The sequence below is a fragment of the Leifsonia aquatica H1aii genome (genome assembly GCF_000633535.1).
Classification (GTDB): Bacteria; Actinomycetota; Actinomycetes; order Actinomycetales; family Microbacteriaceae; genus Leifsonia; species Leifsonia aquatica_A.
In genome coordinates, this window is sequence record NZ_AYMR01000022.1 from 32,830 (window position 1) to 57,978 (window position 25,149).

Consider the following 25,149-nt stretch of genomic DNA (forward strand, 5'->3'; position numbering starts at 1 on the left):
TCAGGCTCCGAACGGGTCCGGTGTGAGGGTGTACTTCGTGCTGAGGTACTCGTGGATGCCTTCGAGACCGCCCTCGCGGCCGAGGCCCGACTGCTTCACACCGCCGAACGGCGCCGCCGCGTTGGAGACCACACCGACGTTGAGGCCCATCATCCCGGTCTGCAGCCGCTCGATCATGCGCTGGCCGCGGGCGAGGTCCTTCGTGAACACATAGGAGACGAGTCCGAACTCGGTGTCGTTCGCGATGCGCACGGCTTCGTCCTCGCTCGAGAACCGCACGATCGAGAGCACCGGTCCGAAGATCTCCTGACGCAGGATCTCGCTGCCCGCCTGCACATCGGTGACGACGGTGGGCTCGTAGAACGTGCCCTGCCCTTCCACGCGCGAGCCGCCGGTGAGCACGGAGGCGCCCCGGGCGACCGCGTCGGCCACGAGCTCTGCGGCCTTGTCGACCGCATCGGCGTTGATCAGGGGGCCGATCGTCACGCCCTCCTCGGTGCCCCGACCGACCCGCAACCCGTTCACCCGCTCCGTCACGCGGCGGGCGAATTCGTCGGCGACGGCCTCGTGCACGATGAAGCGGTTCGCGGCGGTGCAGGCCTCGCCGATGTTGCGGAACTTCGCCAGCATGGCGCCCTCGACCGCCTTGCCGAGGTCGGCGTCCTCGAAGACGACGAACGGGGCGTTGCCGCCGAGCTCCATCGAGGTGCGCAGCACGTTCTCCGACGCCTGCTGCAGCAGCTTCCTGCCGACCTCGGTCGAGCCGGTGAAGGACAGCTTGCGCAGGCGCGGGTCGGCGATGATCGGGGCCGAGACCTTTCCGGAGGTCGAGGTGGTGATCACGTTCAGCACGCCGGCCGGCAGTCCCGCGTCCTCCAGCAGCCGGGCGAAGTACAGGGTGGTGAGCGGGGTGAGCTCGGCCGGCTTCACGACGACCGTGCAGCCGGCGGCCAGGGCCGGGGCGATCTTGCGCGTCGCCATCGCCAGCGGGAAGTTCCACGGCGTGATCAGGAAGCACGGGCCGACGGGATGCTGGGAGACGATCATCCGCCCGGTGCCCTCGGGGTTGGTGCCGTAGCGACCGGCGATGCGCACGGCCTCCTCGGAGAACCAGCGCAGGAACTCGCCGCCGTAGGTGACCTCGCCGCTCGCCTCGGCCAGCGGCTTGCCCATCTCCAGGGTCATCAGCAGCGCGAAGTCGTCGCGACGCTCCTGCAGCAGGTCGAACGCACGGCGCAGGATCTCCCCGCGCACGCGCGGCGGGGTCGCGGCCCAGTCCTCGGCGGCGGCGACGGCGGCGTCGAGCGCCCGTACGCCGTCCTCCGGCGACGCGTCGGCGATCGTCTTGATCGCCGCTCCGGTCGCGGGGTCGGAGACGGTGAGGGTGCCGGCGGCGCCGGACGTCCACTCGCCTCCGATGAACAGGCCGTCAGGGACCCGGTCGAGCAGGGCCTTCTCATCCATAGCGTGGTTCCTCTCCGTTGTCGTCGACGGCCGCCGACTGCACCAGCGGGACCGACCGGTGGCCGATCGTCGTGGCCAGCGCGATGACGGTGGACGTGCGGGTGATGCCGGGACCGCCCACGATGCGGTCGATCACCCGTTGCAGGTCGGCGTTCGAGCGGGCGACCGCGCGGATCAGCAGGTCGCCCGAGCCCGTGATGGTGTGCACCTCGAGCACCTCGGGGATGCCGCTCAGATGGTCGACCACGGTCACCCGCCAGTCGCCCTGCGCGACCTCCGCCGTCACGAAGGCCGTCACCGGGTAGCCGAGGCGATCGCTGTCGATCGTGGGCGCGAAATCCTTCACCACTCCGGAGCGCTGGAGGCGGTCGAGCCGTGCCTGCACCGTCCCGCGGGCGACGCCCAGGCGCCGGGAGGCCTCGAAGACGCCCAGCCGGGGCTCGTCGGTCAGGAGGGCGATCAGGTCGGCGTCCAGCTTGTCGATCATCGGCCTCCTTCGGTCCTCGCACATCGTACGACTCCGATTCCAGGTTACCTACAGGGTGGCGGGAATCCCCAGGAACGGGAGGGCAGCCTGCTTGAACGCGCGGGCGCTGAGCGTGGTGATGTGGTCGCGGCGGGGCACGCGCACCAGGCGGGCGCCGAGGAGCGCGGCCGCCTGCTCCGCATCCTCCGCGACCGGGTCGGCCTCGCCGGCGACGAGAAGAGTCGGCCGACCGGTCGGGCCGAGCGGGAGGGGGTGCTGCGCCATACCGGCGACGCACGCCGCCAGCGCCTCGATGTCCACTCCGGGAGCGCGACGCAGCGAGGCGAGCAGCGGACCGAGGGCGAACTCGGGCTCGGGCATCTCGAGGCCGTCACGGAGGACGGCCTGCACGGCCGACACACCCCAGTGGCCGAACTGCTCCACCGTGCCGATCCCCCCGACCACCAGCCGGCGCACCCGGCCGACGGGGATCTCGGGCACGAGGCCGGCGAGGGCGAGGGCGGCCCAGCTTCCCATCGAGTAACCGATGACGTCCACGTCCTCCAGGCCCTCGGCGTCGAGCACGGCCCGCAGGTCGCCGCCGAGGAGGGCGGGCGAGTACGCCTCGGGATCGTGCGGCGCCTCGCTGCCGCCGTGGCCGCGCAGGTCTGGGACGAGCACGCCGCGACCCGCGGCGACGAGCGCATCGACCCAGCCCGTCGACTCCCAGGTCAGCGCCCCGGTGGTGGCGAAGCCGTGCACGAGCAGGACGGGGTCGGCGCCGGGATGACGTGTGACGTGGAGGCGCACGGGTTCGGTCATGTCCCTATCCTGCTCCTCGGTTCGAGCCCGGAGGGCCGGACTCTTCTGGACGCCGGGCGCGCGTCAGCCCCGTGCGCTGCGAGCCCGGTCGAGAACGGCGTCCGCCAGCGCGTCGGCCGTGTCGGCGACGTCGGCGAAGTAGCCGTCGTCGACCGTCCCGGTCTCACGGAGCCGCTGCTCGCAGACCAGCAGCGGGTCACGGCCGGCCCACGCCCCCGGTTCGGGGAGCACCGGTTCGACGACGCTGGGACCGCCGCCCGTGCGGGCGCGATCCAGGGCGCGGGCCGTGGCGTCGTGGACGGCGAGTGCATCCGCGCCGTCCACGAGCACGACGGGCATGCCCTGCACGCGGGACGGCGCGGCCTGCCCGACGAAGACGACGGGGAGGCGCGAGACCGCAGCGGTCGTCATCGCCTCGTCGACCTCGCGGGCGGTGCTGCCGGGCCCGAGCAGGACGAGCGCGACTCCCCCGGTGCGGTCGAGCTTGGCGCCGAGCGCCCAGGCGACGGCGTGGGTGACCGGGGAGCCGTCGGCGGCACGCACCGGGCGCCCGTGCAGCGCGAGGGCCGCGTCGGCGCCGGTCGTGACCGCGACGCCGAGATCACGGGCCGCCGGGAACGCCAGGTCGCGCGCCGGATCGAGCGCGGCGGCGCTGCCGACCTGGACGGCCTCCCGCCCGGCGACGGAACGGTGCCCGGTGAGCCCGTCCCGGTCGTCGAGCGCGCGGCGGCGGCCGTCGATGCGGCGGACGGTCGCCATGGTGCGGTACAGGCGGCGCAGCAGTGCCGGCGGCCCCGCGGGCGCGACGGTCACCGTGTCGAGCGTGGTCGAAGGCATGGCGACCACTCTCGCCCACGACGGGAGACCGGGCAACGCGGGTGCACACGGCCGATCAGATTGTCCAGCTAGTCGGCGGATCCTGCTCGTTCGGTGTGCAATGTGCCCTTCGCGAGGCGGGAGGGCCACCAGATCGCGCGTCCGATGTCGTAGGACAGCGCAGCCACGAGCAGCGAGCGCACGACCACCGTGTCCAGCAGCACTCCGAAGGCGACGATGAACGCGATCTGGACCAGGAAGAGGATCGGGATGACGGCGAGCGCCGCGAACGTCGCGGCGAGCACGATCCCGGCGGACGTGATGACGCTGCCGGTGACGCCGAGTCCGCGGAGGATCCCCGGTCGCGTGCCGATGCGCAGCGACTCCTCGCGCACCCGCGTCATCAGGAAGATGTTGTAGTCCACCCCCAGGGCGACGAGGAACACGAAGCCGAACAGCGGCACGGTCGCGTCCGCTCCCGGGAAGCCGAAGACATGGTTGAAGACCAGCGCGGAGACGCCGAGCGCGGCGGCGTAGGAGAGCACGACGCTTCCGATGAGGAGGACCGGCGCGAGGATCGACCGCAGCAGGAGCATGAGGATGAGGAGGATCACGCCGAGCACGATCGGGATGATCTTGGCCAGGTCGCTCTGCGCCGTGTCGTTGGTGTCCAGTGCGATCGCGGTGACGCCGCCCACGAGCACGTCGGGGTCGTGGGCGGTCAGCGTGCTGCGCAGCGTGCGCACGACCTGTTCGGCGGCGGCGGAGTCGGGCTCGTCGGAGAGGGTCGCCTGCACGAGCACGCGGCCGTCCTTGACGACCGGCGCGGCGGGGGCTCCGGTCTGCGCGGGGCGGGTGTTGCCGGCGAAGAGCGTCGCCGTCGCGATCCCGTCCGTCCGCTCGGCCGCGGCGACGACGGCGTCGGCGTCGGCCTCCTTCGTCACGATCAGCACGGGAGATCCGGAGCCCGCGTCGAAGTGCTCGGCGAGCACCTTCTGCCCGTCGGCGGCGTCCGACTGGGTCAGCACGAGGTCGGTCTGCTCGACGCCGTTCGCCTTGAGCTGGGTCAGCCCGACGGCGCACGCGGCGAGGACGACGAACGAGATCAGCCAGGTGACCCGCGGACGCCGCGCGATGAGCCGCCCGACCCGTAGCCAGATCCCGCGCACCCCTTCGAGCCCGGCGATCCGTGGCCCGGCCTCGTGCTCGTGCCGGCTGTCGTGCTCGCCGACGACCTTCGGCCGGAACGGCCAGAACGACGCCCGCCCGAAGACGGCGAGCAGGGTCGGCAGCAGCGTGAGTGCCGCCAGCAGCGAGAACACGATGCCGATGGCGGCGATCGGTCCGAGGCTCTTGTTCGAGTTGAGGTCCGAGAAGAGCAGGCAGAGCAGCGCCAGGATGACCGTGGCGCCCGAGGCGGCGATCGGCTCGAAGGCGGCTTTCCAGGCCCGGAGGATGGCGGTCCACCGCGAGTCGACGTGCTCCAGCGCCTCCCGGTACCGGGCGACCATCAGCAGCGAGTAGTCGGTGGCGGCCCCGATGACCAGGATGGAGAGGATGCCCTGGCTCTGCCCGCTCAGCTTGATCCAGCCCCACAGCGCGAAGAGGTAGACGACCAGGATCGCGGCGCACAGGGCGAAGACCGAGGTCAGCAGCACCAGGAAGGGCAGCAGCAGCGCGCGGTAGACCAGGAGCAGGATGACGAACACCGCCGAGACCGCCACAAGCAGGAGGATCCCATCGATGCCGCCGAACGCGTTGACCAGGTCGGCGGTGAGCCCGGCGGGGCCGGTCACCCAGCCCTGCGCGCCCGCGGGCAGGTTGTCGTGGAGCGTGGTGCGCAGGTCGGCGACGACGGCCTTCACCGTGCCGGAGTCGGCGATCGGGACGATGAACTCGACAGCGAGGCCGTCCTTCGACGTGATCGGCCCGGCGACGCTGGTGGTCTGGCCCGACTCCGGCGCCTGCACGCCGCTGACCGCCCCGAGCTTCACTCCGAGGGCGGCGTAGTCGGCCAGGGCCGAGGGCGGGATGGCCGTGTCGGAGCGGATGACGACGATCGCCGGGATCGCGTTCGAGTCGGTGAACTTCTGCTGCCAGTCCTGCACCGCCGTCGATTCGGCGCTGGCGGGGAGGAACGCGGCCTGGTCGTTGCTGGAGACGCCGGAGAGCTTGCCGAACGTGGGGCCGCCGATTCCGGCCAGCACCAGCCAGACGGCGATGAGGACCGTGGGGAGGACGATCCGCAACCAGAGGGGCGGACGGGCGGTCGCCGCCGAACGGGTCGTCGTCTGCGATCGCGGTGCGGGCTCGGTCACTTCATCTCCCGTTTAGCTAGCCAAGGTAGTAATCAGCTTAGCGCCGAGTCGCGACCGTCGCCAGACCGCCCCGGCGCACGAGCCGGGGTGACGCTTCCTCAGGCGGGGACGAGCTCCACACCGGCATGGGCGAGCTCGGAGAGGGCGGCTGCCGAGGACTCCGGAGCGACCCCGGCGACCAGTCCGGTCAGGACACGTACGTGCTGACCGTGCGCGACCGCGTCGAGCGCGGACGCCCGCACGCAGTAGTCGGTCGCGATGCCGGCGACGTCGATGGTGTCGATCCCGTGCTCGTCGAGCAGGTTGTGGACACTCGACCCCGCTTCGGTGCGCCCCTCGAAGATCGAGTAGGCGGGCACACCCTGCCCCTTGAGCACGTGGTAGTCGACCCGGCCGGTGTCGAGCGCTGGGTGGTACTCCGCCCCCGCCGTCCCGGCGACGCAGTGCACCGGCCAGGTGTCGACATAGTCGGGGGCGGTGCCGGTCGCGAAATGGCCCCCGTTGTCGTTGTCGCCGTCGTGCCAGTCCCGGCTGGCGAGCACGACCGCGTAGTCGTCGCCGTGCTCGGCGAGATAGCGGGTCAGGCCGGCGGCGACCGCCGCTCCCCCGTCGACCCCGAGAGCGCCGCCCTCGGTGAAGTCGTTCTGCACGTCGATGATGAACAACGCCTTGCCCATCCGGACCTCCTTCGACTGATCGGCCGGCGACGACCGGGTCGGGCTCAGCACCGGCCGGTCAGGTGTTCGACAGGTTGTCCCCGCACTTGTAGATGCCGGTGACGAGCGTGTCGATCGCCTGCTTGGCATTGTCGCCCACGTTGCCGAGAGCGTACACGGCGAAGGTGAGCGGGGTGCCGTCCGCGGAGTCGACGATGCCCGAGAGGGTGTAGCCGTTGTCGATCCAGCCCGTCTTGGCGTGCACAGCACCGCGGGCGGCGGAGTTCGCGCCGGTGAAGCGGTTGTAGCCCGGGCCGAGCGTTCCGGACTGGCCGGAGACGGGGAGCCCGTCGTAGATCACGCCGAGCCCGTTCTCACGGTTGAGCACCTTCACGAACAGCCGGGTCATGTACGACGGCGGCACGGCGTTGTCGGCACTGAGGCCCGACCCGTCCGCGATGTGCAGGCCGGCGGTGTCGATCCCGTAGCCCTTCAGCCCGGCGAGCACGCCGGCGTTCTCGGAATCGAAGGTGTTGCCCGCGCCGTTCTTGATCGAGACCAGGCGCGCCAGCTCCTCCATGATCGTGTTGTCCGAGTACTTCATCGCCTGCTGGATGAGTGTGGTCACCGGTTGCGACTGCACGGCGGCCAGCTGCCGCGCGCCGGCCGGGGCCGTGCCCTGGGTCACCGGGACGCTGGTCCCGAGGTACTGCTGGAAGTACTGCACGGCGCGGCCGATCGGATCCGTGCTCCGCGGCGACTCGACGGCGCCGGGGTTGTCACGGTCGCCGTCGACCATGAGCGCCGTCATGTACGGGGTCGAGCCCTCGACCACGCGCTCCTCGTTCTCGTCCCAGCTGGGCTGCCAGGCCGGGCCGCCGAAGAGGGAGGAGTCCACGACGATGGAGGTGATCGGCTGGCCGCCCATCGCCTGCTTCGCCTGGTCGGCCAAGTCCTGGATCGACGGGGCGCCGGTGTAGAACGCGCCCTGGCCTCCGGGAAGCCGGGACAGCGTCACGTCACCGCCGCCCACGATCACGATCTGGCCGGGAGTGCTGCCGGCGACCACGGTTGTCGAGACCCGGTAGTCGGGGCCGAGTGTCGCCAAGGCGGCCGCCGAGGTGATGGTCTTCAGCACCGAGGCGGTCGGGCCGGGCTTTCCGCCGTTGCGGTCGAAGAGCACCTCGCCGGTCTTGGCGTTGACCACCTGCGCCTCGAGGTTCCCGAGCCGGCCGTCCTGGGCGAGGCCGGCGACCGAGCACGTGCGGATGCGACTCGCCGCGGGCGCCGCGGCGGGGACCGGTCGGGCCGGATCGACGGTCGGAGTGGGCGTCGGGGTGGGGGTCTTCGTGGCAGACGCACTCGGGGTCGGTGCCACAGCGGCCGAGGCCGGCGACCCGACCGTCGCACCGAGCGCGACGCTGCCGGTGCCGAGCACGATGAGCGCGGCGGCGCCTCCGGCCACGATCCACGCGCGAGGGTGCCGGCGGATGGCCGTCAGGATCCCCGCGGTCATTCCGGCGAGTCCGGCGGCGACGCCGCTGCGGGCCGTCGCGGCGTCTGCGGCCGGGGTCGATCCGGTGCTCGCCTCGGCCTCGCGCTCGGCGGCGCGACGCTCCGAACGGGTCGCGGGCGCGACGACCGGGACGCCGGCGTCGTGCGCAGCAGCATCCTGTTCCACAGGGGTGACGGGGGGTGTCGACGGGATCGACGGGTCTGACTCGGTGTCGGCGGGCACACCGGAGTCGGGCTGGTCCGATTCGTGCATCCGGGCATAGTACCTGCCTTTTCTGAACGTGTCACCCGTCCGGGGGTATCAGGCGAGGACGCCGGGCGGGAGGGTCGCGCTCCCTCCCGCCCGGGTCGTTCTCACCCGGCGACGGGCTCCGCGGCGAGCGCCGACCAGTCCGGCGACAGGGCGGGCTGCACCTCGGGGCGGCTCTCGACGACGACGGTGCGCCCGGCCTCCCCCGCCTCGATGGTCGAGACCATGGCGTCGAGCACGTGGTAGGCGAGTTCGCCGGTGGCGCGCTCGGGGCGCCCCGCGCGGAGAGCCTCGGCGAGCTCGGCGACGCCGGTTCCGCGTGTGGTCGTCGATCCGACGGCGGCGATGCGCTGCGGCTCGTCCCCGTCGGTGTAGAGCAGGAGCTCGCCGTCGAAACCGTTGACGTCGGGCACGACCAGCGTGCCCTCGCTGCCCGCGACCTCGAACCGCGTGCGCGGCAGCTTCGAGTCGAAGCTGAACACGCTCTGCGCGCTCGCACCGCCGGCGAAGCGGTAGCCGGCGCCGACATGGGTCGGCACGGTGACGGGGAAGCTCTCGCCCGCGCGCGGGCCGGAGCCGATGGTGCGCGTCGCGTGCGCGGTGCCGAGCGCGGCGTCGACCGACGCGATCGGCCCGAGCAGCTGCACGAGCGCGGTCAGGTAGTACGGGCCGACGTCGAACAGTGGTCCCGCCCCGTCTTGGAACAGGAAGTCCGGGTTCGGGTGCCAGCTCTCCGGCCCCGGGGACTGCAGGAGGGTGAGCGCTGACTGCGGCACCCCGATCGCTCCCGACTCGATGAGGCGGCGCGCGGTCTGCACACCGGCCCCGAGGAAGGTGTCCGGCGCGGCCGCGACGCGCAGCCCGGCAGCGGCGGCGGCATCCAGCAGGAGGCGCGCACTGGCGCGGTCGAGCCCGAGCGGCTTCTCGCTCCACACATGCTTGCCCGCGGCGAGCGCCTGGAGGCCGACCTCCACGTGCACCTTCGGCAGGGTGAGGTTGACGACGATCTCCACGTCGTCGTCGGCGAGCAGGCGGTCGACCGAGCCGGACGCGGGGACGCCGTAGGCGGCGGCCTGCGCTGCGGCGCGGCTCTCGTCGAGGTCGGCGACGAAGCGTACGTCGACGCCCGGGAACCGCGTCAGATTTCCGAGGTACTCCGCGCTGATGACGCCGGCGCCGATCAGGCCGACGCCGACGGGACGGTGGGCGATCACGCGGGGACCCGCTGGGTGAGGAAGGCGTAGCTGTCGGCGATGACCTCGAAGCGGTCGGAGCGCGAGTCGTCGACCTCCACCACGTGCAGCGCGTTCGGCGCAGCCGCCAGGATGTCGGCGATCGGCAGGGAGCCCGAGCCGACCGCGACCTGGTCGATCTCGGCGTCCGTCGCGGGGCCGTCCTTGACGTGGATGGCGGTGACGCGGTCTCCGAGCGTGTTCAGGAGGGCGACGGGGTCGACGCCTCCGACGGCCGCCCAGTAGGTGTCGAGCTCGATCGAGACCTCGTCGCCGACCTGGTCGGCGAACACCTCGAGCGCCGTCCGCCCGCCGATGCGGCTGCGGATCTCGTGGGCGTGGTTGTGGTACGCCAGCGCGACGCCGTGCTCGCGGGCCACGGCCGCGGCCGCGCGGAACTCCGCGGCGACACGGGCGACCTCCTCCTCCGAGGTCCAGCGCTCTTCCGGCACGTAGGGGTCGATCACCGTCGCGACGCCGATCTCGGCGGCGACGCGGAAGATCTGCTCCTGGTCGCGTCCGAGCACGAGGTTGTGGGCGGTCGGGACCGCGAGGCCCGCAGCCGCGATGGCGTCGCCGAGGCCCGGCCAGGTGGCGAAGTCGTAGGCCTCGACCAGCTCGAAGCCGATCGCGCGCACCCGGGCGAGCGCGCCGGCGAGGTCGTCGGCCAGCGCCTCCCGGATGGAGTACAGCTGGACGGACAGGGGTGATGGTGACACGGTTCTCCTCAGTTCGGGGTGTCGGTTGCGGGGGTCGTGAGGCCTGCGAAGGCGGTGCCGACGGGCGATGCGACGTCCTGGGCGAGGCGGGCGAACCGCTCGGCCATCAGCCGGTGGCCGCTGTCGTCGGGGTGGAGGTCGTCGGGCAGGCGCGCGACATCCTGCGGGCCGAGCAGCAGCCTCCCGTCGAGCAGGTGCAGGTGCGGGTCCTGCGGCTGCCGTGACGAGACGCCGGCGGCGATCAGGTCGCGGATGCGGGCGAGGGTGAGCGTGCCGTCCTCCGGGGTCCAGGCGCGGGGTGTGCCGGCGACCTTGCCCGGCGCGACCTCGCGGGTGGGGCCGGGCAGGTCCTCGTGCGACGGCGAGGTGATGGGCGTGATCACCAGCAGGGGTGTCTCGGGATGCGCGTCGCGGATGACGTCGAGGTAGTTGTGCAGCGCGGGGAGCAGCGTGCGGCGGCGCATCCCGTCCACGTTGACGATGTTGATACCGAGCTTGAGGGTGATGACGTCGGCCGGCTGGGTGGCGATGGTGCGCGCCACGAACGGGTCCAGCAGCGCGTTGCCGGAGAAGCCGAGGTCGGTCAGGTCGAGCCCGAGCTCGGTCGCCGCACGCTGCGCCCAGGGCCCGCGCGGCCCGTCGGCCTCGCCGCCGTGGCTGATCGAGCTGCCGTGGTGCAGCCAGAGCGGCGCGGTGGAGGCGGGCGCCGCACGGAGCGGGGCATCGGCGTGGGCGGCACGCACGACGACCTCCGCCGTGTGCGGGAGCCACAGCGTGACGGGCCGCTCGGTGCGGCCGTCGCCGCCCAGCGTCCAGCGCAGGGTCGAGACCCCTCCTTCGTCGCGGCGGACCTCGCCGGACGGGTCGCCGTGGATCAGCGTCCCCTCGGTCAGATCGATGCGATCCGTCACGCCGTCGTGGTCGAGCTCGAACGAGGCGGGGCGCTGCTCGTAGCCGGCGGGCGCGGCGATCCGCGCGACGGCGACCTGCACCTCCAGCCGGGTCGCAGCGGTGACGAGCACCAGCCGCACCCCGAGGGTCTGGTCGGCCATGAGGTGGATGGCCGGTCCCGCCTGATGCGCCCGCGTCCAGCCCGGCAGGCGACGCGGGGCGAAGCCGCCCTCGCGGGTCTCGAGCTCGACGGCGCCGCGGACGCTCGCGGCGAGCGTGTCGAGCCCGGCGGGCAGATCGGCGTCGGCGGTCGCCGTCGTCGCGATGGTGGTCACGTCGTCCTCTCGGTGGGCGGGCAGTTCGGGGCGGTCACGTCGGAAGGGCGCCGTGGCCGCCGCGCGTCGGGCGGCCACGGCGCCGCCGGTCACTTCGTGATCGTGATCGAGCCGAGCTCGATCGCCCACGAGGTGGTCGCGCTGACGGTCATCTTCAGATAGCGGGTGCCCGAAGGCAGGGTCGCCGTGGGAGTCACCGTCGTCGACGCCCACCCATTGGTGGTCGCGGCGGGAGTGGTGTGCGTCGTCGCCACCGTGGTCCAGGTGGTGCCGTCCGGCGACGTCGCGAACGCGAGCTTCGTCAGGTCGGCGCTGAACTCGTACGCGGTGGCCGAGAACGTCTTCATGCCCTCGAAGAGCCAGGTCACCGATCCCGCCGAGCCGTTCGAACGGGAGAACCGCGATGCGTCCCCGTTCATGTTGCTCAGCGGCGTCGTCGTGTCGAGGATCATGTTCGACGTGTGCGACGCGCTGACGAGCCAGCCGCTCGCGTCGTCGACGAGCGACGGTGTCTCGGTGATGCTCTGCGCTTCGTGGAAGCCGCGGCTCGGCGTGGCCGTCGCCGAGACGGTGCGACCGAAGTAGTCGTGACCGCCGTTCGCGGCGATCACCGCTCCGCTGCCGATCGCAGGCGAGGTCGACTGCAGCTGGTATCCCGTGACGGAGGCGAGACCGGTCGGCGCAGCCGCCGGCGGCGAGACGAGCTTCGGATCGGTCGTCAGCTTGTGCGCGTCCGCCGGCTCGCCCGCAGGGTGGCTGCCGTAGAACACATTGCTGTCGATGACCGCGCCCGCGACGTTCGGGTACAGGTAGTCCCCGCTCCCGTGGTTCTCCACGATGTTGTCGCGGAAGCTCCAGGCGCCGGTCGTCGTCCCGTCGCAGCCGTCGCAGAAGATCGGCTTCGCCGTGGCGCCGGACGGGATGTAGACGGTGTTGTTGTAGATGTCCGTGTTGGTCGGCACGCCGTAGGAGAAGGTGAAGACGCCCTTCACCCCGCCCCAGCCGTCGTTGACACTGAGGTTGTAGCGCACGACGAGGGTCGACGAGTAGCCGCCCATCATGAGCAGGAAACCGCCCTGGTTGTCGTGGCTGTAGTTGTACTGGAACACGGTGTTGACGTTCAGCAGGTCGGAGTCGAAGCCCTGGCCGTCGGTGTCGTGGGTCAGCGTGCCGTAGACCTCGTTGTACTGCACGGTCGTGTTCATCGACCGGGTCGGCCAGAGCCCGGCGGACGCGGCCTCCGTCGAACCGACGATCGTCTTCTGACCGGGGTTGCCCACGACGTTGTTCTGCAGGAGCGCTCCGTCGGTGCCGAAGGTCAGGATGCCGTCGCTGTCGACGTTCTGCACGGCGTTCTGCTCGACCACGACGCCGGTGCTGAGCGCGGACTGCGTCAGAGCGTACGGGGTGGTCGTGTAGTAGCTGGCGTCCCAGAAGACGATTCCGGTGCGACCGAGGTCGTGGACGGTGTTGCCGACGATGTGCACGTTGCTGAAGCTGTCCGACGCCCCCTCGGCGAACACGACGATGCCGCCGTTGAGGTGAGCGTCGACGTCGGAGCAGTTGAAGCAGCCGTTGACGTCGTGCACGTTCGTGTTCTGGATGGTGATGCCGTTCAGCACCCCGCCGCCCGCATTGTCGACGAGGATGCCGCTGCGGGTGAGTCCCGGCGCGGCGAGAGTGCCGAAGTTGTTCGTCCCCGAGTCGTTGACGACCTCCAGCGAGCGGATGGTCCAGTCGTGCTGGTTCTTCAGCAGGACCGCTCCCCCGCCGGCCAGCGAGCCGCCGTCGATCTTCGGGGCGGATCCGGTGCCGTACGCGTCGATCGTGATCGGGCTCGTGGCGGTGCCGGAGCCGAGGGGGTGCAGCTGCCCTGCCCAGCTCTGCCCGCGCTTGAACAGGATGCTGTCGCCCGCGGCGAACGTCGTGGCGTCCACCTTCGCGAGCGACTTCCAGGCGGTCGCCTGCATGGTGCCGGCGGCGGTGTCGGATCCGGCGGCCGCGTCCACGTAGTACGTGGTCCCCGCGGCCAGCGCCGGCGCCGGGACGGCGACGACGGCGGCCGCCGCGCCGATCCCGACCGCCGCGGCGATCGCGAGGGCTCTCATTCGGAACATGGTGATTCCCTTCTTGTCTGCGTCAGCGCACGGCATCGTCGCCGTGCACCGTGGTGCGACCGGGCTGGTGGGGCGTGGCGGCGTCAGTCCTTCATCCCGGACGAGAGGCTCACGCTGGCGAGGAACTGGCGCTGGAAGATCAGGAAGAGCACGACCGGCACGATCGTGGCGAGGAAGAGCGCGGCGAGGAAGACGGAGAGCTCGGAGGTCTTCTGCACGATGGGCAGCGCCACCGAGATCGGCTGGAGGGAGGTGTCCGTCAGCACGAGGGACGGCCAGAGGTAGTCCTTCCAGGCGGCGACGATCGCCAGCAACGAGACCACGCCGAGGATGGGCTTCGACAGCGGCAGCACGACGTACCAGAGCACCCGCAGCGTCCCCGCGCCGTCGAGCTGCGCCGCCTCCATCAGGTCACGGGGCAGCGCCCGGAAGAAGCTGCTGACGATGAGCACGCCGAACGCGTTCGCGGCGGCCGGCAGCCACACCGCCCAATAGGTGTTCTGGAGGCTGATGCCGAACGGCGGCAGGTCGATCACCGTGAGGTAGAGCGGGACGAGCGAGACGACGCTCGGCAGGAACAGCGTGGCGAGGATGGCTCCGCTCAGGAGGGTGCCCCACTTCGGCCGCAGCACGGCGATGACGTAGCCGCCCAGGACGGAGACGGCGAGGTTGGCGATCCACGCCCCGACGGCGACGATGACGGTGTTGCCGAGGTAGCGGCTGACGTCCACCTGGGTCCACGCCTCGAGGTAGTTGCCCCACTGGTCCGCGTGCAGCCACACGCCGAGCGGGTCGCGGAGGACGTCCTGCGTGCTGTTGAGCGAGGCGAAGAGCAGCCAGAGCAGAGGGCCGGCGCCGGCGATCAGCACGCCCGCGAAGACGATCACCTGCACGATCCGGACCGTGACGCGGGTGCGCGCCCGGCCCATGTCGTGGCGGGAGACGAAGGATCCGTCGGCCACGGCCTCCCGGCGCCGACGGCGGGCACCGGGTGCGGTTTCGATGACGGCCATCAGTCCGCCCACCTTCTGGTCAGTCGGAAATAGCCCACGGAGAGCAGGCCGAGCACGACGGCGAGCATCACACTGAGGGCGGTCGCGGCGCCGTAGTCGCCGTCGAGGAACGCGTACTTGTAGAGCAGCAGCAGGATCGTGGTGGTCGCGTTCTGCGGTCCGCCGCCGGTGAAGAGGAACGGCTCGGTGAAGATCTGCGCCGCCCCGATGATCTGCAGCAGCAGCATGATCATGACGATCCCGCGGATCGACGGGATGGTGATGTGCCAGATGCGCGAGCCGATCCCGGCGCCGTCGAGCTCGGCCGCCTCGTAGAGTTCGGGCCGCACCGAGGCGATCGCCGCGAGGTAGATGAGGATCGACGTTCCCGCGCCCGCCCAGGTGGCCTCCAGGACGATCGACGGCATCGCCGACGAGACCGCGTTGAGCCAGGGCTGCGGCGGGATGCCGACCATCCCGAGCAGGCTGTTGAACATGCCTGCGGACGACGGATCGTAGAAGACCTTCCAGAGCAGGATCGCCACGACCGGCGGCACGATGACGGGCAGGTAGGCCAGCAGCGAGTACAGCCAGCGACGGCGCATGGTCACCGTCGAGAAGATCACGGCCATCAGCAGCGGCAGCGGGAATCCGAACAGGATGGCCAGCAGGGCGAAGTACAGGGTGTTGAGGATCGCGGTGCCGAGCAGCGGATCGTGCAGCACGTAGGTGAAGTTGTCGATCCCGACCCAATCGGGGGCGGCGACGTAGTTGTTGCGCTGGAAGCTCATCACGACGCCGCGCACGATCGGGAGCCAGGAGAAGTAGAAGAAGATCAGGATGACCGGCAGCGCGAGGAGCAGGGTGCTCAGGCCGCCACGGGTGCGCCAGCGCCGGAACCGGCCCGGTCTGGGCACGCGCGACGGCGCGGGCCCCGCAGAGAAGGGGGTGGCGGCCGGCCGTTGCCGAGGAGGCCGCTCTTCGATCGTTCGTGCCATGTCGTCTTCGTCTCTCGAGCCGCTGCGATGCGGCGGGATGGGATGGGGGAGGCTCCGGCGGCGAGCCCGGTCGCGTCGCCGCCGGAGCCCGTCTCTCAGCGGCCCAGCTTGCTCTGGACCGTGGTCGCGGCGCTCTTCAGGAGCGCGTCGATGTCGGCGTTCTTGTCGGTGAGGACGGCCTGGACGACCGGGTCGAGGGCGGCGTACACGTCCTGCGCGTTCGCCACGGGCTCCGCCTTGACCGTCTGCTTCGCGGCGCGGTCGAGGTACGGCGTGAAGTTCTCCACCGGCACGTTGTTCACGCCGGACACCCAGTCCAGGTACTGCGTGTACTTCGCGTCGCTGACGGCGGAGAGGCCGGGGATCGCGACCGGGGCGCCCTGCGCGGCGGCGGCCTCTGCGGCCTTCACCGCGCTCGCCTTATCGGTGTACTTGTCGAGGTAGACGTACTTGATCCAGTCGACCGCGGCCTCCTTCTGGGCATCCGTGGCCTTGGGGTTCACGATCTCGATGTTGCCGCCGGAGAGGGTGATCGGGTCGTCGCCGGACTTCTCGGTGGGGAGAGTGGAGAAGCCGAACGCCTCCGGCGCCATCTTCAGCTGCTGCGTGAGCGTCCCGAACGCGTCGGACTGGATCACGAACATGCCGACGTGGCCCGCAGCGAAGTCCTGCGCGATGTCCGAAATGCCGACGAGGGCGTTCGCCCCCATCGAATCGTCGGTCCAGCGGAGGTCCTTGAGGTAGGCGAGGGCGTCCTTCGTGGGTGCGGAGTCGAAGGTGGCCTTCGTGCCCGCGGCGTTCTCCATCTCCCCGCCCCGCGTGTACGTCTCGGCCGTGAGGATCCAGCCGCCCATGTTGTCCTTGGTCAGCTGAGAGAATCCGGTCTGGCCCGTCTTCTCGGCGATGGTCTTGGCCGCGGCGCGCACCTCGTCCCACGTCGCCGGCGGGTTCTCGGGGTCGAGCCCGGCCTGTGTGAAGAGGTCGCGGTTGTAGGCCAGACCGAGCGCGTAGGCCGAGGTCGGGATGCCGTAGGTCTTGCCGTTCGCACCGGCGAGGTCGACCATCGTCGCGTTGAGTTCGTCTTTGACCCCGGCCTTGTCGAGCGACGAGGTGATGTCGGCGACCTGGCCGCGCTTGATCAGGCCGGCCATCTCGGTGAACGGAACGCCGATCACCGTCGGGAGGTCGCCGCCTGCGAGCTTGGCCTGGAAGGTCTGCGAGTCCCAGCCGGTCTCGCTCGTGGTGATCTTCCACTTCGGGTGCAGCTTCTTGAACGCGGCGACCTGCTCCGTGAAGAGGGCGAGCTCGGCGGTCTGCGATGCTGCGGGCTGATTGCCGATCACGAGCTCGACCGCGCTGTCCTCAGCGCTCGGGCTGGCGGAGCAGCCTGCGAGGGACGCGGTGAGCGCGACGGCGGCGATGCCGGCGACGGTCGCGGCGATCCGGGTCAGTCTCATCATTGAAACCTTTCATAGGTGTTCGGGTGTTCGGGGGCTGTGTTTCGGAGAGCGTGTTGCCAAAGCGCTTTATCATCGACAAGATGAAGCATGACGATTTCGACCCGCCAAGTCAAGTGGCGGATCGAAAAGCCCCGAAGGAGCAGCCGCCGATGACCCGTGTGACCCTCTCGCCGACGCCCGGCCCCGATCACGCGCCCGCGGCGGCCTCCCGCGCCGGGCTGTTCACGGATGCCCCGCTGCGCGCGTCCTGGCCCGCAGACGGCGCCGTCGCCGAACGCATCCTGCTGCGTGCGGAGGACAGCCTGCTCGGCGACGACGACGAGCTGCGCTACGCGGTCTTCCCCGCTTTCGACCCCGCGGCGGGGATCACGGACGCCTTCCGGGCCGGCGCGATCGCCGTCGATCTGCTGTTCGACGACGGCACCCGGCTGCTGGATGCCGCGCCTGTCGACCAGTACGGCCTCCCGGCCGCCGCGCGCCCGTCACTCGACCGCGCCGCGCTCACTCCCGACCAGTGGAACGTCCGCCGCGTCCGGCTCGCCCCGCACGCGGGTCGCCGCGTGGTCGCCGTCGAGGTCGTGGTCGACACCCCCGCGCCCAGGGCATCGGCCTCGGCATCGGCATCGGCGGAGCTGAACGCCTGGCTCGACGGCATCGCGATCCGGCCGGCGGTGCGCCCGGCCGCGGACGCGACCCCCGCCGATCTGGTCCTCACCAGCCGGGGAACGCACTCCTCCCCCCTCGCCTCCCGCGGCAACACGATGCCCTTCGCCGGCCTCCCGCACGGCTTCACCCTGGTGACCCCGATGACCGACACCGCGAATGTGCACTGGAACTACGCGTGGAACCAGCATTCCGAGCAGGGGAGGCTGCCCCGGTTGCGCGGACTCGCCATCTCGCACACGCCGAGCCTCTGGGTCGGCGACCGCGGCGTCCTGCTGCTCTCCGCCTCCGCCGGGGCGGACGGGCCCGACCCGCACGGCGCCGCTTTCGACCACGACGACGAGCGGGCACATCCGCACCGCTACGGCGTGCGCCTGGCCGACGGCACCGAGGCCGAGGTCGCCGCGACCGAGCACGCCGCGATCTTCCGGTTCCGCCTCGGGTCCGGGCGGAGCGAGGCGCGCCTGCTGCTCGAACGACTCGACGGCGGAGCATACGTGCTCGACCCGGCCGCGCCGCAGACGGTCCGCGGCTTCGTCGACGGCCGCAGCACGCACACCGACCGCGTGCCCCGGATGTACTTCGACGCCGTCGTGGACGCGCGCGTCGAGGCGGCCGCCGTGCTCCGGGGCGCTGACGGCGTGCCCGATCGCGCCGAGCTGCGGGTGCGACCGGACGCCGAGGGCACGGTCGTGGTGCGCGTCGGCACCTCCTGGATCGGCGCGGAGGAGGCCCGCGCCGCGCGGGAGTCCGAGCTCCCGCCGTCGCGCAGTCTCGACGACGTGGCGACGAGCGCGAAGCGCGCCTGGAACGCCCTCCTCTCGCGCGTGCGTGTCGAGGGGGCGACGGACGAGCAGCTCATCACGCTCACCTCCAACCTGTACCGGTTGTTCCTCTACCCGACATCCCTCACCGAGGGTGCAGGAGCCGACGAGCGCTACGCGAGCCCGTTCGTCGACGTCACCGAGGAGGACGGCCCGCTGCGCAGCCGGTCCGCGGTCCTCCCCGGCCGGATGTACGCGAACAACGGGTTCTGGGACACCTACCGCACCTCGTGGCCGGCCTATCTCCTGCTCGCGCCGGACCGCGTGGGCGACCTGCTCGACGGCTTCCTCCAGCACTATCGCGACGGAGGGTGGACGGCGCGCTGGAGTGCCCCCGGTTATCTCGATGCGATGGTCGGCACCAGCTTCGACATCGTCTCGGCCGCCGCCGTCGCCACGCACGCCGCCGGATTCGACGCGGCGACCGCCTACGACGCCGCACTGCGTAACGCCACAGCGCACTCGGCCGATCGCGCGACCGGCCGGAAAGGCCTGCGGTCGGCGCTCTACCGCGGCTACGTCGCGAACGACCTCGAGGAAGGCCTGTCCTGGACGATCGAGGGGGCGATCAACGACTTCGGGCTGCACGTTCAGGCGACAGCGCTCGCCCGGACCGCGCCGGCGGGTGGAGCGCAGCGCGCGCGCGTGGAGGCCGAGGCCCGCTACTTCCACTCCCGGGCGCTCGCCTACCGCAGGATGTTCGACCCGGCGACGGGGTTCCTCCGCTCCCGCACGCCAGACGGAGCGTGGGAGGAGCCCTTCGACCCGGCCGCCTGGGGCGGCGGATACACCGAGACGAACGCGTGGGGCATGGCCGTGAGCGCGCCGCACGACGGCGCCGGCCTCGCACACCTGCACGGCGGCCCGCACGGTCTGGCCCGCCTGCTCGACCGCTACTTCTCGACCCCCGAGACCGCCCGGGAGGAGCTGCGCGGGACCTACCCGTCCGTCATCCACGAGATGACGGAGGCCCGGGACATCCGTATGGGCATGTTCGGGCTGTCGAACCAGCCGGCTCACCACGTCCCCTGGATGTACGCGTTCGCAGGGGCGCCGCACCGGTTGCAGGCCGTGGTGCGGGAGTCGCTCGCCCGCCTCTTCACCGGGTCCGAGATCGGCCAGGGCTACCCCGGCGACGAGGACAACGGCGAGCTGTCGGCCTGGTGGCTGTTCTCGGCGATGGGGTTGTACCCGCTCTCGCCGGGCTCCGGGGAGTACGTCATCGGCTCGCCCCTCTTCCCGCGCATGACGATCGACATCCCGGGGGCCGGGACGCTCGACATCGTGGCAGAGAACCACTCCCCCGAGAACGTCTACGTGCAGTCCCTCACCGTCGACGGCGAGCCGTGGGAACGCCTGGCGATCCCGCACGCCGTCGTGGCCCGGGATGCACGGCTCGTGTTCACGATGGGTCCGGAGCCGTCCTCGTGGGGCGCCTCGCCGCAGGCGCGGCCGTCGTCCCTGAGCGACCTCGATCTGCCGCTTCTGGACGATGCGCTGCTCGACGCCCGCGTCGCGTCCTCGACCGTCGCCGGGGCGCGGGCGCTCACCGACGATCTCGGTGCGACCGTGGTGGCGCTCGCGGCCGGGGACGCCGTGACGTGGGAGCTGCGCGCTCCGGTCGCTCCCGAACTCGTGACGCTCACCCTCTCCGAGCCCGGCCGCTACGCCTGGCGTCTCGAGAAGTCGACCGACGGACGGGAGTGGGCCATCGCCGACGAGCGCGACGAGGAGTACCGCTGGGCCCACCAGCTGCGCGTCTTCTCCCCGACGGCCGCGTCGGCGCCGGGCACGTCCGCCCCTCCGGCCCCCTGGTGGCGCCTCACCGCGCTCACCGCACTCCCCGCCACCCAGCTCGAACTCCTCACCCCCACCGCCTCGCCCCGCTGAGTCTCCCCACTGAGCCCTGCCGATTTGGACCGAATGTCGCGAAAGGCGCCGCCTTTCACGACATTCGGTCCAAATCCTCGGCGGTCAGAGGCCGGCGACGGCGGTGACGGCGGCGAGGATCGGGACCCAGCGCGGGTCGAGCTCGCCCTCCGGGTAGAGCATCCGCTGGCTGGCGAACCCGAAGGCGATGCCGGTCTCGGGATGCGCGAAGCCGAGGCGCCCTCCCATGCCGGAGTGTCCGAACGAACCGGGCCCGATCATCGGGTTGAGCGGGTTGCTGATCTCGAAGCCGAGGCCCCAGACCGCCCGCTGCGGCTTGCCGCCGACGCAGTCGGGCAGGAACGCGTCGGCGGCCTGGTTGAGCGACGCCTCCCGCACGATGCCCTCCGACAGCAGGCGCACGCCCTCCACCTCGCCGATGGTCGCGGCGTACATCGCCGCGAGCCCGCGCCCGTTGGTGACCCCGTTGCCGGCGGGGATCGTCGCCCGCCGGAACCCGGTCTGGTTGAACGGCTCGGTCCCCAGACGGTCGTCGACCCGCGCGAAGATCGGGGTGAGCTGCGCCGCGGAACGCCACGCCGCCTCGCAGACGTCGCTCACCGGCGCGGGAGGTCGCGGCGGCGCCTCCACGAGACGGGTCAGACCGGGCAGGAAGCGGGGGTCCGCGGACTCCGGCTGCCCCATCCAGAAGTCGACGCCGAGCGGGCCGGCGACCTGGCGGTCGAAGTATTCCCCCACCGGAATTCCGGAGACGCGACGGACGATCTCCCCCACCAGGAACCCGAAGCTCAGCGCGTGATAGACCACGAACTCGCGCGGCGCGTACTGGCTCGGCTGGGCGGCCAGCGCGGAGGTCACGGCCTCCCAGTCGGTCGCCCGCGTGATCGGGTCGAGGTCGATCGCGGGGAGTCCGACGCGGTGCGTCAGCACGTCCCGCACCGTCAGAGACTCCTTGCCCGCGGCGGCGAACTCCGGCCAGTAGGTCGCGACCGGTGCGTCGAGGTCGACGAGCCCCCGGTCGACGAGCTGCAGCAGGAGGATCGTCACGGCGCCCTTGGTGATCGAGAAGCCGATCGTCACGGAATCCCGCTGCCATGGCCGCCCCGACAGCGGGTCGGTGCCGCCCCAGAGGTCGACGACGACCTCGCCGTGCCGGCGGATGCTCAGGCTCCCGCCCTCGTCCGGCTCACCGCCGAACGACTCGGCGAACGCGTCCCGCACTTCGCGCCACCCGGGCGCTACGAATCCATCGACCATGCGGTCACTCTACAAGAAATCGCCAAAGCGCTTTATCATCGAGTGGTGGCGCAACCCGCGCCTGGATAGGATGCGCTGAGATCCAGTGCAGGAAAGGGGGCCGATCCGTGGAGTCCAAACCGGTCAGACTCGTCGACATCGCCCGGGCCGCCGGCGTCTCGCTGGCGACCGCCTCCCAGGTCATGAATAACTCCGGCCGGATCGCCGACGCCACCCGTCAGCGGGTGCACGACGCCGCCGAGCGCCTCGACTACCGGCCCAACGCGCTGGCCAGGGCCACCGCCTCCGGTCGCAGCCGCACGATCGGCATCCTGGCCGAGAACGCCTCGGGCGCCTTCTGTATGCCGGTCCTGGTCGGCACCAACCGCACGCTCAGCCGGTTCAACCTCGCCAGCGTGCTCTACGACGCGGCGCACAGCGTCGACCTGCGGCACGCGCACTTCCGCGAGCTGCAGGCCCGCCAGGTCGACGGCATCGTCGTCATCGGCGACGGCGCCGACGGCGTCAGCCAGTCGATCACCCAGGAGTTCGCCGGGCCGGTCGCGTACGCCTTCGGCAAGTCGAGCGACCCCGCCGACGCGGTCTTCCTCCCCGACGACGAGCAGGCCGGCCGCCTCGCCGCCGAGCACCTCATCGGCCTCGGCCGGCGCCGGCTCGTCCACGTCACCGCGGAGGCCGAGCTCGCCACCGTCGCCGGACGCGCCCACGGCTTCGCCTCCGCACTCGAAGCGCACGGCCTCGAGGCGGCCCACGAGCCGATCTACGGCACCTTCTCGCGCGAGTCCGGCTTCTACGCCGCACGCCGGCTGATCGACGCGGGCGCGGAGTTCGACGGCATCTTCGCGGGCAACGACGCCATCGCCGTGGGTCTGGCGGCCGAGTTGCAAGCGGCCGGGAGGAGCGTCCCCGACGACCTCGCGATCGTCGGCTTCGACAACACCGCCGGCCAGGCGGGCGAGCGCGAACTCTTCCTGACGTCCATCGACCCGCAGCTCGCCGCCGTCGGGTCGCGCGCCGTCGAATGGCTCGTGGCCCAGCTGGAGGACGACCAGGACGCGTCCGCCATCGTCCCCGCCGTCGAGTGCACGCTCGTCACCGGCCGCTCGACGGTCGGCGGCCTGCCGACACCGCGCTCGCTCGTCCTGGAGCAGCTGCTGGCCTAGCCTGTCGCAGGGGCCGACCGACCGGATGGAACCTTTTCGGCCGATCGGACACTAGGAGATATGAACAACGCTGGAACGGACGAGGCCGACGCCTGGTCTCGGGCGCGGAACGGGGATCCGGACGCGTTCACGTCACTCTTCGACGCGCATCGCGACCGCGTCTTCGGCCACGCACTGCGCCTCGTGCGGCAGCCGCACGACGCCGAGGATGTCACCGCCATGGTCTTCCTGGAGGCCTGGCGACGCCGCGACGCCGTGCGGGTGGTGGACGGCTCGATCATCGCCTGGCTGCTGGTCACGGCGAACAACACCGTCCACAACCTCGATCGGAGCAAGCGCCGCCACCGCGAGGCGCTCGCCCGGATGCCCGAACCCGCGCACCAGCCGGACCACGCCGACGACGTCGCCGACGGACTCGACAACCAGGAGCGCGACCGCCGCATCCGGGACGCGTTCGGAAACCTGTCCACCGCCGATCAGAACGTGATCACGCTCTGCGTGCTGGAGGAGCTCCCGCTCGCCGAAGCCGCGCTGACGCTCGGTGTCCCCGTCGGAACCGTGAAGTCCCGCCTCTCCCGCGCGAAGCGCCGTCTCGGCGACCTCGCCCTCGAATCCCTGGCCGAACCGGCCCAGCCCGTCCTCGAAGGAGGTGCAGAATGACCACCGCAGGCCCCGTCTTCGACCCGGCGCGCAGCGCCGCCCTCCGCGACATCCTCCACGAGACCGTCGCAACCGCGCCCGCCCGCGCCTCGCGCACCCGTTTCGCCATCCTCGGCGGACTCATCGGCGCCGCCGTGCTCCTCGCCGGAGGAACCGCCGCGCTCGCCCTCACCGGAGCCCTGCACTTCGGTGGGCCGGCGCCGGCTCCCGTGCCGACGACGCCCACCCCGAGCGTCACGCCGACGCCGACTCCCACGCCCACACCGACTCCGACGACGCCGCGGGTCCAGGTGACGTCCGGTGTGATCCGGCCGCACGACGTGGATTCGATCCCCGCGACCGCACGGTGGTCGCTGGATCTTCCCGGCATCGACGACGGCTGCCGCATGTCCCCGCAGTCGTACGACCTGAACGACGGTCTCGCCGTCTTCCTCTCCGGCATGCGCCCGAAGGAGTACGAAGGCGGCCCGTGCGTCGAGAGCAGCCCGGAGGAGCGGATCGGTCTCACCCTGGTCGATACGACCGATGGCCGGATCGTCTGGCAACGGACCTGGGACTACGTCTCCGACCCGTCCCACGACACGCAGATCACTCAGCTCCACTTCCTCGGCACCTCCGGTCGCGCGATGCTCGTCTCGTCCGACGACATCAACGGAGTTCACGACGTCATCGATCTGACCGACGGCAGCACCGTCGCCACCATCGAGCCGGCGCTGATCTACGGCGTCCCCGTGCCCGGCGACTCCGGCGACCTCCTCGTGGCGACGAATCCCGTCGACACGCGGACTGATCGCACCGGGACGATCTCCCGTATCGATCCCCGGGATCCGGCGCATCCGCGCTGGACGACCACGGTGGAGACCGAGAATGTCTCCGTCGGAGGCGGCGCACGTGACAGCAGTTCGGCCATCGTCACCTCCTGGGCACCGGGTGGGACAACGTATCCGTCGGCGCTGATCGATCTCGAGACGGGTGACCTCACCCACCTCCCCGAAGGGTGGGAGTTCGACTCCACCCTCGGGGCGATGACCCTCTGGCGCGCACCGGCGGCTGACGGCACCCGGAGCATCATCGCGGTGGACGACGTCGGCCGAACAGTCTGGTCGCGGACGACCGTGGCACGCTCGTATCTCGTCGCGGTGACGTCGCCGGGATCGCGAGCGGGTGGTTCCTTCACGCTCGGGGTGGGGACGGACAGGCTCGCCGTCATCGACCGATCCTCCGTCACCCTGGTCGACCAGACCACCGGCGACAGCGTGTGGACCGCGCCGCTCGCGGGATGCGATCCGGTCGACTTCCTGGGTGTCCCGACCGCATACACGGGGGTGGTCAGGGACGGGATCACGATCCGCTTCCCGCAGGATCGAGCGTGCACGTTCGACGCGACGAGTGGGCGCCTGCTCGCGCACGCCTCGATTCCCGGCGACGGCTTCGCCCTCGTCGGCGAGCACAACATCTACATCAACCCGTACGGTTCCGGCTCCGGGACCGCGTACGACGCCGCCACGGGTGACGTCCTCTGGTCGAAGCCTCAGGACCGCGAGCGCTGGATGTTCGCCGGCGGCTACCTCGTAGGGGCGGCCGGCAACCGCGTCGAGTCCGTCGGCTGAGGGATCAAGAAGCGACTGCGGTCGCTCGGGA

At 71.4% G+C, this 25,149-nt stretch carries 19 protein-coding genes; 4 read left to right on the forward strand and 15 right to left on the reverse strand.

The features are described from left to right. The 14 genes from U870_RS0118470 to U870_RS0118535 all read right to left on the reverse strand — a co-directional run bounded on the left by U870_RS0118470 (position 1) and on the right by U870_RS0118535 (position 17,048). Positions 1–1,464, reverse strand: a complete 1,464-nt coding sequence (locus tag U870_RS0118470) for an NAD-dependent succinate-semialdehyde dehydrogenase (protein WP_025158858.1) — start codon at positions 1,462–1,464, stop codon at positions 1–3. Continuing rightward, complete coding sequence (locus U870_RS0118475; RefSeq protein ID WP_025158859.1) at positions 1,457–1,951, reverse strand: Lrp/AsnC family transcriptional regulator; 495 nt, start codon at positions 1,949–1,951, stop codon at positions 1,457–1,459. Before U870_RS0118475 ends, U870_RS0118470 begins: the two co-directional genes overlap by 8 nt. A gap of 48 nt (positions 1,952–1,999) precedes the next feature. Continuing rightward, positions 2,000–2,752 (reverse strand): alpha/beta fold hydrolase, encoded by a 753-nt coding sequence (locus U870_RS0118480; RefSeq protein ID WP_240183756.1) that lies wholly within the window; start codon positions 2,750–2,752, stop codon positions 2,000–2,002. A 63-nt stretch (positions 2,753–2,815) separates the two neighbouring features. Then, positions 2,816–3,589 (reverse strand): thiamine pyrophosphate-dependent enzyme, encoded by a 774-nt coding sequence (locus tag U870_RS0118485; protein WP_162819187.1) that lies wholly within the window; start codon positions 3,587–3,589, stop codon positions 2,816–2,818. A 68-nt stretch (positions 3,590–3,657) separates the two neighbouring features. After that, positions 3,658–5,886, reverse strand: coding sequence for an efflux RND transporter permease subunit (locus U870_RS0118490; protein WP_025158862.1), 2,229 nt, complete (start codon positions 5,884–5,886; stop codon positions 3,658–3,660). A 98-nt stretch (positions 5,887–5,984) separates the two neighbouring features. Then, positions 5,985–6,563 carry an isochorismatase family protein gene (locus U870_RS0118495; RefSeq protein ID WP_025158863.1) on the reverse strand — a complete coding sequence of 193 codons (579 nt, stop codon included), beginning with the start codon at positions 6,561–6,563 and terminating at the stop codon, positions 5,985–5,987. Positions 6,564–6,621: 58 nt separating this feature from the next. Beyond that, positions 6,622–8,310, reverse strand: a complete 1,689-nt coding sequence (locus tag U870_RS0118500) for a D-alanyl-D-alanine carboxypeptidase/D-alanyl-D-alanine-endopeptidase (protein WP_025158864.1) — start codon at positions 8,308–8,310, stop codon at positions 6,622–6,624. 101 nt (positions 8,311–8,411) lie between these two features. Beyond that, positions 8,412–9,521 carry a Gfo/Idh/MocA family protein gene (locus tag U870_RS0118505; protein ID WP_430623528.1) on the reverse strand — a complete coding sequence of 370 codons (1,110 nt, stop codon included), beginning with the start codon at positions 9,519–9,521 and terminating at the stop codon, positions 8,412–8,414. After that, positions 9,518–10,258, reverse strand: coding sequence for a sugar phosphate isomerase/epimerase family protein (locus U870_RS0118510; RefSeq protein ID WP_025158866.1), 741 nt, complete (start codon positions 10,256–10,258; stop codon positions 9,518–9,520). Before U870_RS0118510 ends, U870_RS0118505 begins: the two co-directional genes overlap by 4 nt. 8 nt (positions 10,259–10,266) lie before the next feature. Next, entirely contained in the window at positions 10,267–11,577 is a 1,311-nt protein-coding gene (locus U870_RS0118515) for a GDSL-type esterase/lipase family protein (RefSeq protein ID WP_052357822.1), read from the reverse strand. Then, the gene (locus tag U870_RS0118520; protein WP_162819188.1) at positions 11,574–13,601 is read right to left on the reverse strand and encodes a right-handed parallel beta-helix repeat-containing protein; all 2,028 of its coding nucleotides are present in this window, start codon (positions 13,599–13,601) and stop codon (positions 11,574–11,576) included. The genes U870_RS0118515 and U870_RS0118520 overlap by 4 nt, the downstream gene beginning before the upstream one ends. A gap of 83 nt (positions 13,602–13,684) precedes the next feature. Beyond that, positions 13,685–14,614, reverse strand: coding sequence for a carbohydrate ABC transporter permease (locus tag U870_RS0118525; protein ID WP_025158869.1), 930 nt, complete (start codon positions 14,612–14,614; stop codon positions 13,685–13,687). Continuing rightward, positions 14,614–15,591 (reverse strand): carbohydrate ABC transporter permease, encoded by a 978-nt coding sequence (locus U870_RS0118530; protein WP_081815345.1) that lies wholly within the window; start codon positions 15,589–15,591, stop codon positions 14,614–14,616. Before U870_RS0118530 ends, U870_RS0118525 begins: the two co-directional genes overlap by 1 nt. Before the next feature lie 95 nt (positions 15,592–15,686). Then, positions 15,687–17,048 (reverse strand): extracellular solute-binding protein, encoded by a 1,362-nt coding sequence (locus U870_RS0118535; RefSeq protein WP_025158871.1) that lies wholly within the window; start codon positions 17,046–17,048, stop codon positions 15,687–15,689. A 152-nt stretch (positions 17,049–17,200) separates the two neighbouring features. Between U870_RS0118535 and U870_RS0118540 the strand changes: the two genes are divergently transcribed. After that, on the forward strand, positions 17,201–20,428 hold the full coding sequence (locus U870_RS0118540; protein WP_025158872.1) for a GH92 family glycosyl hydrolase: 3,228 nt from the start codon (positions 17,201–17,203) through the stop codon (positions 20,426–20,428). An 84-nt stretch (positions 20,429–20,512) separates the two neighbouring features. Here U870_RS0118540 and U870_RS0118545 read toward each other — a convergent pair whose 3' ends face one another. Next, a complete protein-coding gene (locus tag U870_RS0118545; protein ID WP_025158873.1) occupies positions 20,513–21,685 on the reverse strand; it encodes a serine hydrolase domain-containing protein in 1,173 nt (390 codons plus the stop codon). Positions 21,686–21,792: 107 nt separating this feature from the next. Here U870_RS0118545 and U870_RS0118550 point away from each other — a divergent pair, with 107 nt between their 5' ends. The 3 genes from U870_RS0118550 to U870_RS23310 are packed head-to-tail and all read left to right on the forward strand — an operon-like array spanning position 21,793 to position 25,118. Further along, positions 21,793–22,848, forward strand: coding sequence for a LacI family DNA-binding transcriptional regulator (locus tag U870_RS0118550; RefSeq protein ID WP_025158874.1), 1,056 nt, complete (start codon positions 21,793–21,795; stop codon positions 22,846–22,848). Positions 22,849–22,908: 60 nt separating this feature from the next. Then, on the forward strand, positions 22,909–23,508 hold the full coding sequence (locus tag U870_RS0118555; protein WP_025158875.1) for an RNA polymerase sigma factor: 600 nt from the start codon (positions 22,909–22,911) through the stop codon (positions 23,506–23,508). Then, positions 23,505–25,118, forward strand: a complete 1,614-nt coding sequence (locus U870_RS23310) for a PQQ-binding-like beta-propeller repeat protein (protein WP_025158876.1) — start codon at positions 23,505–23,507, stop codon at positions 25,116–25,118. The genes U870_RS0118555 and U870_RS23310 overlap by 4 nt, the downstream gene beginning before the upstream one ends. Positions 25,119–25,149: the final 31 nt, after the last annotated feature.

Excerpts from the sequence above, each read along its gene's own strand:
- U870_RS0118470 (WP_025158858.1), bottom strand. The coding sequence starts at position 1,464 with ATGGATGAGAAGGCCCTGCTCGACCGGGTCCCTGACGGCCTGTTCATC.
- U870_RS0118475 (WP_025158859.1), bottom strand. The coding sequence starts at position 1,951 with ATGATCGACAAGCTGGACGCCGACCTGATCGCCCTCCTGACCGACGAG.
- U870_RS0118480 (WP_240183756.1), bottom strand. The coding sequence starts at position 2,752 with ATGACCGAACCCGTGCGCCTCCACGTCACACGTCATCCCGGCGCCGAC.
- U870_RS0118485 (WP_162819187.1), bottom strand. The coding sequence starts at position 3,589 with ATGCCTTCGACCACGCTCGACACGGTGACCGTCGCGCCCGCGGGGCCG.
- U870_RS0118495 (WP_025158863.1), bottom strand. The coding sequence starts at position 6,563 with ATGGGCAAGGCGTTGTTCATCATCGACGTGCAGAACGACTTCACCGAG.
- U870_RS0118500 (WP_025158864.1), bottom strand. The coding sequence starts at position 8,310 with ATGCACGAATCGGACCAGCCCGACTCCGGTGTGCCCGCCGACACCGAG.
- U870_RS0118520 (WP_162819188.1), bottom strand. The coding sequence starts at position 13,601 with ATGTTCCGAATGAGAGCCCTCGCGATCGCCGCGGCGGTCGGGATCGGC.
- U870_RS0118525 (WP_025158869.1), bottom strand. The coding sequence starts at position 14,614 with ATGGCCGTCATCGAAACCGCACCCGGTGCCCGCCGTCGGCGCCGGGAG.
- U870_RS0118530 (WP_081815345.1), bottom strand. The coding sequence starts at position 15,591 with ATGGCACGAACGATCGAAGAGCGGCCTCCTCGGCAACGGCCGGCCGCC.
- U870_RS0118535 (WP_025158871.1), bottom strand. The coding sequence starts at position 17,048 with ATGAGACTGACCCGGATCGCCGCGACCGTCGCCGGCATCGCCGCCGTC.
- U870_RS0118540 (WP_025158872.1), top strand. The coding sequence starts at position 17,201 with ATGACCCGTGTGACCCTCTCGCCGACGCCCGGCCCCGATCACGCGCCC.
- U870_RS0118545 (WP_025158873.1), bottom strand. The coding sequence starts at position 21,685 with ATGGTCGATGGATTCGTAGCGCCCGGGTGGCGCGAAGTGCGGGACGCG.
- U870_RS0118555 (WP_025158875.1), top strand. The coding sequence starts at position 22,909 with ATGAACAACGCTGGAACGGACGAGGCCGACGCCTGGTCTCGGGCGCGG.
- U870_RS23310 (WP_025158876.1), top strand. The coding sequence starts at position 23,505 with ATGACCACCGCAGGCCCCGTCTTCGACCCGGCGCGCAGCGCCGCCCTC.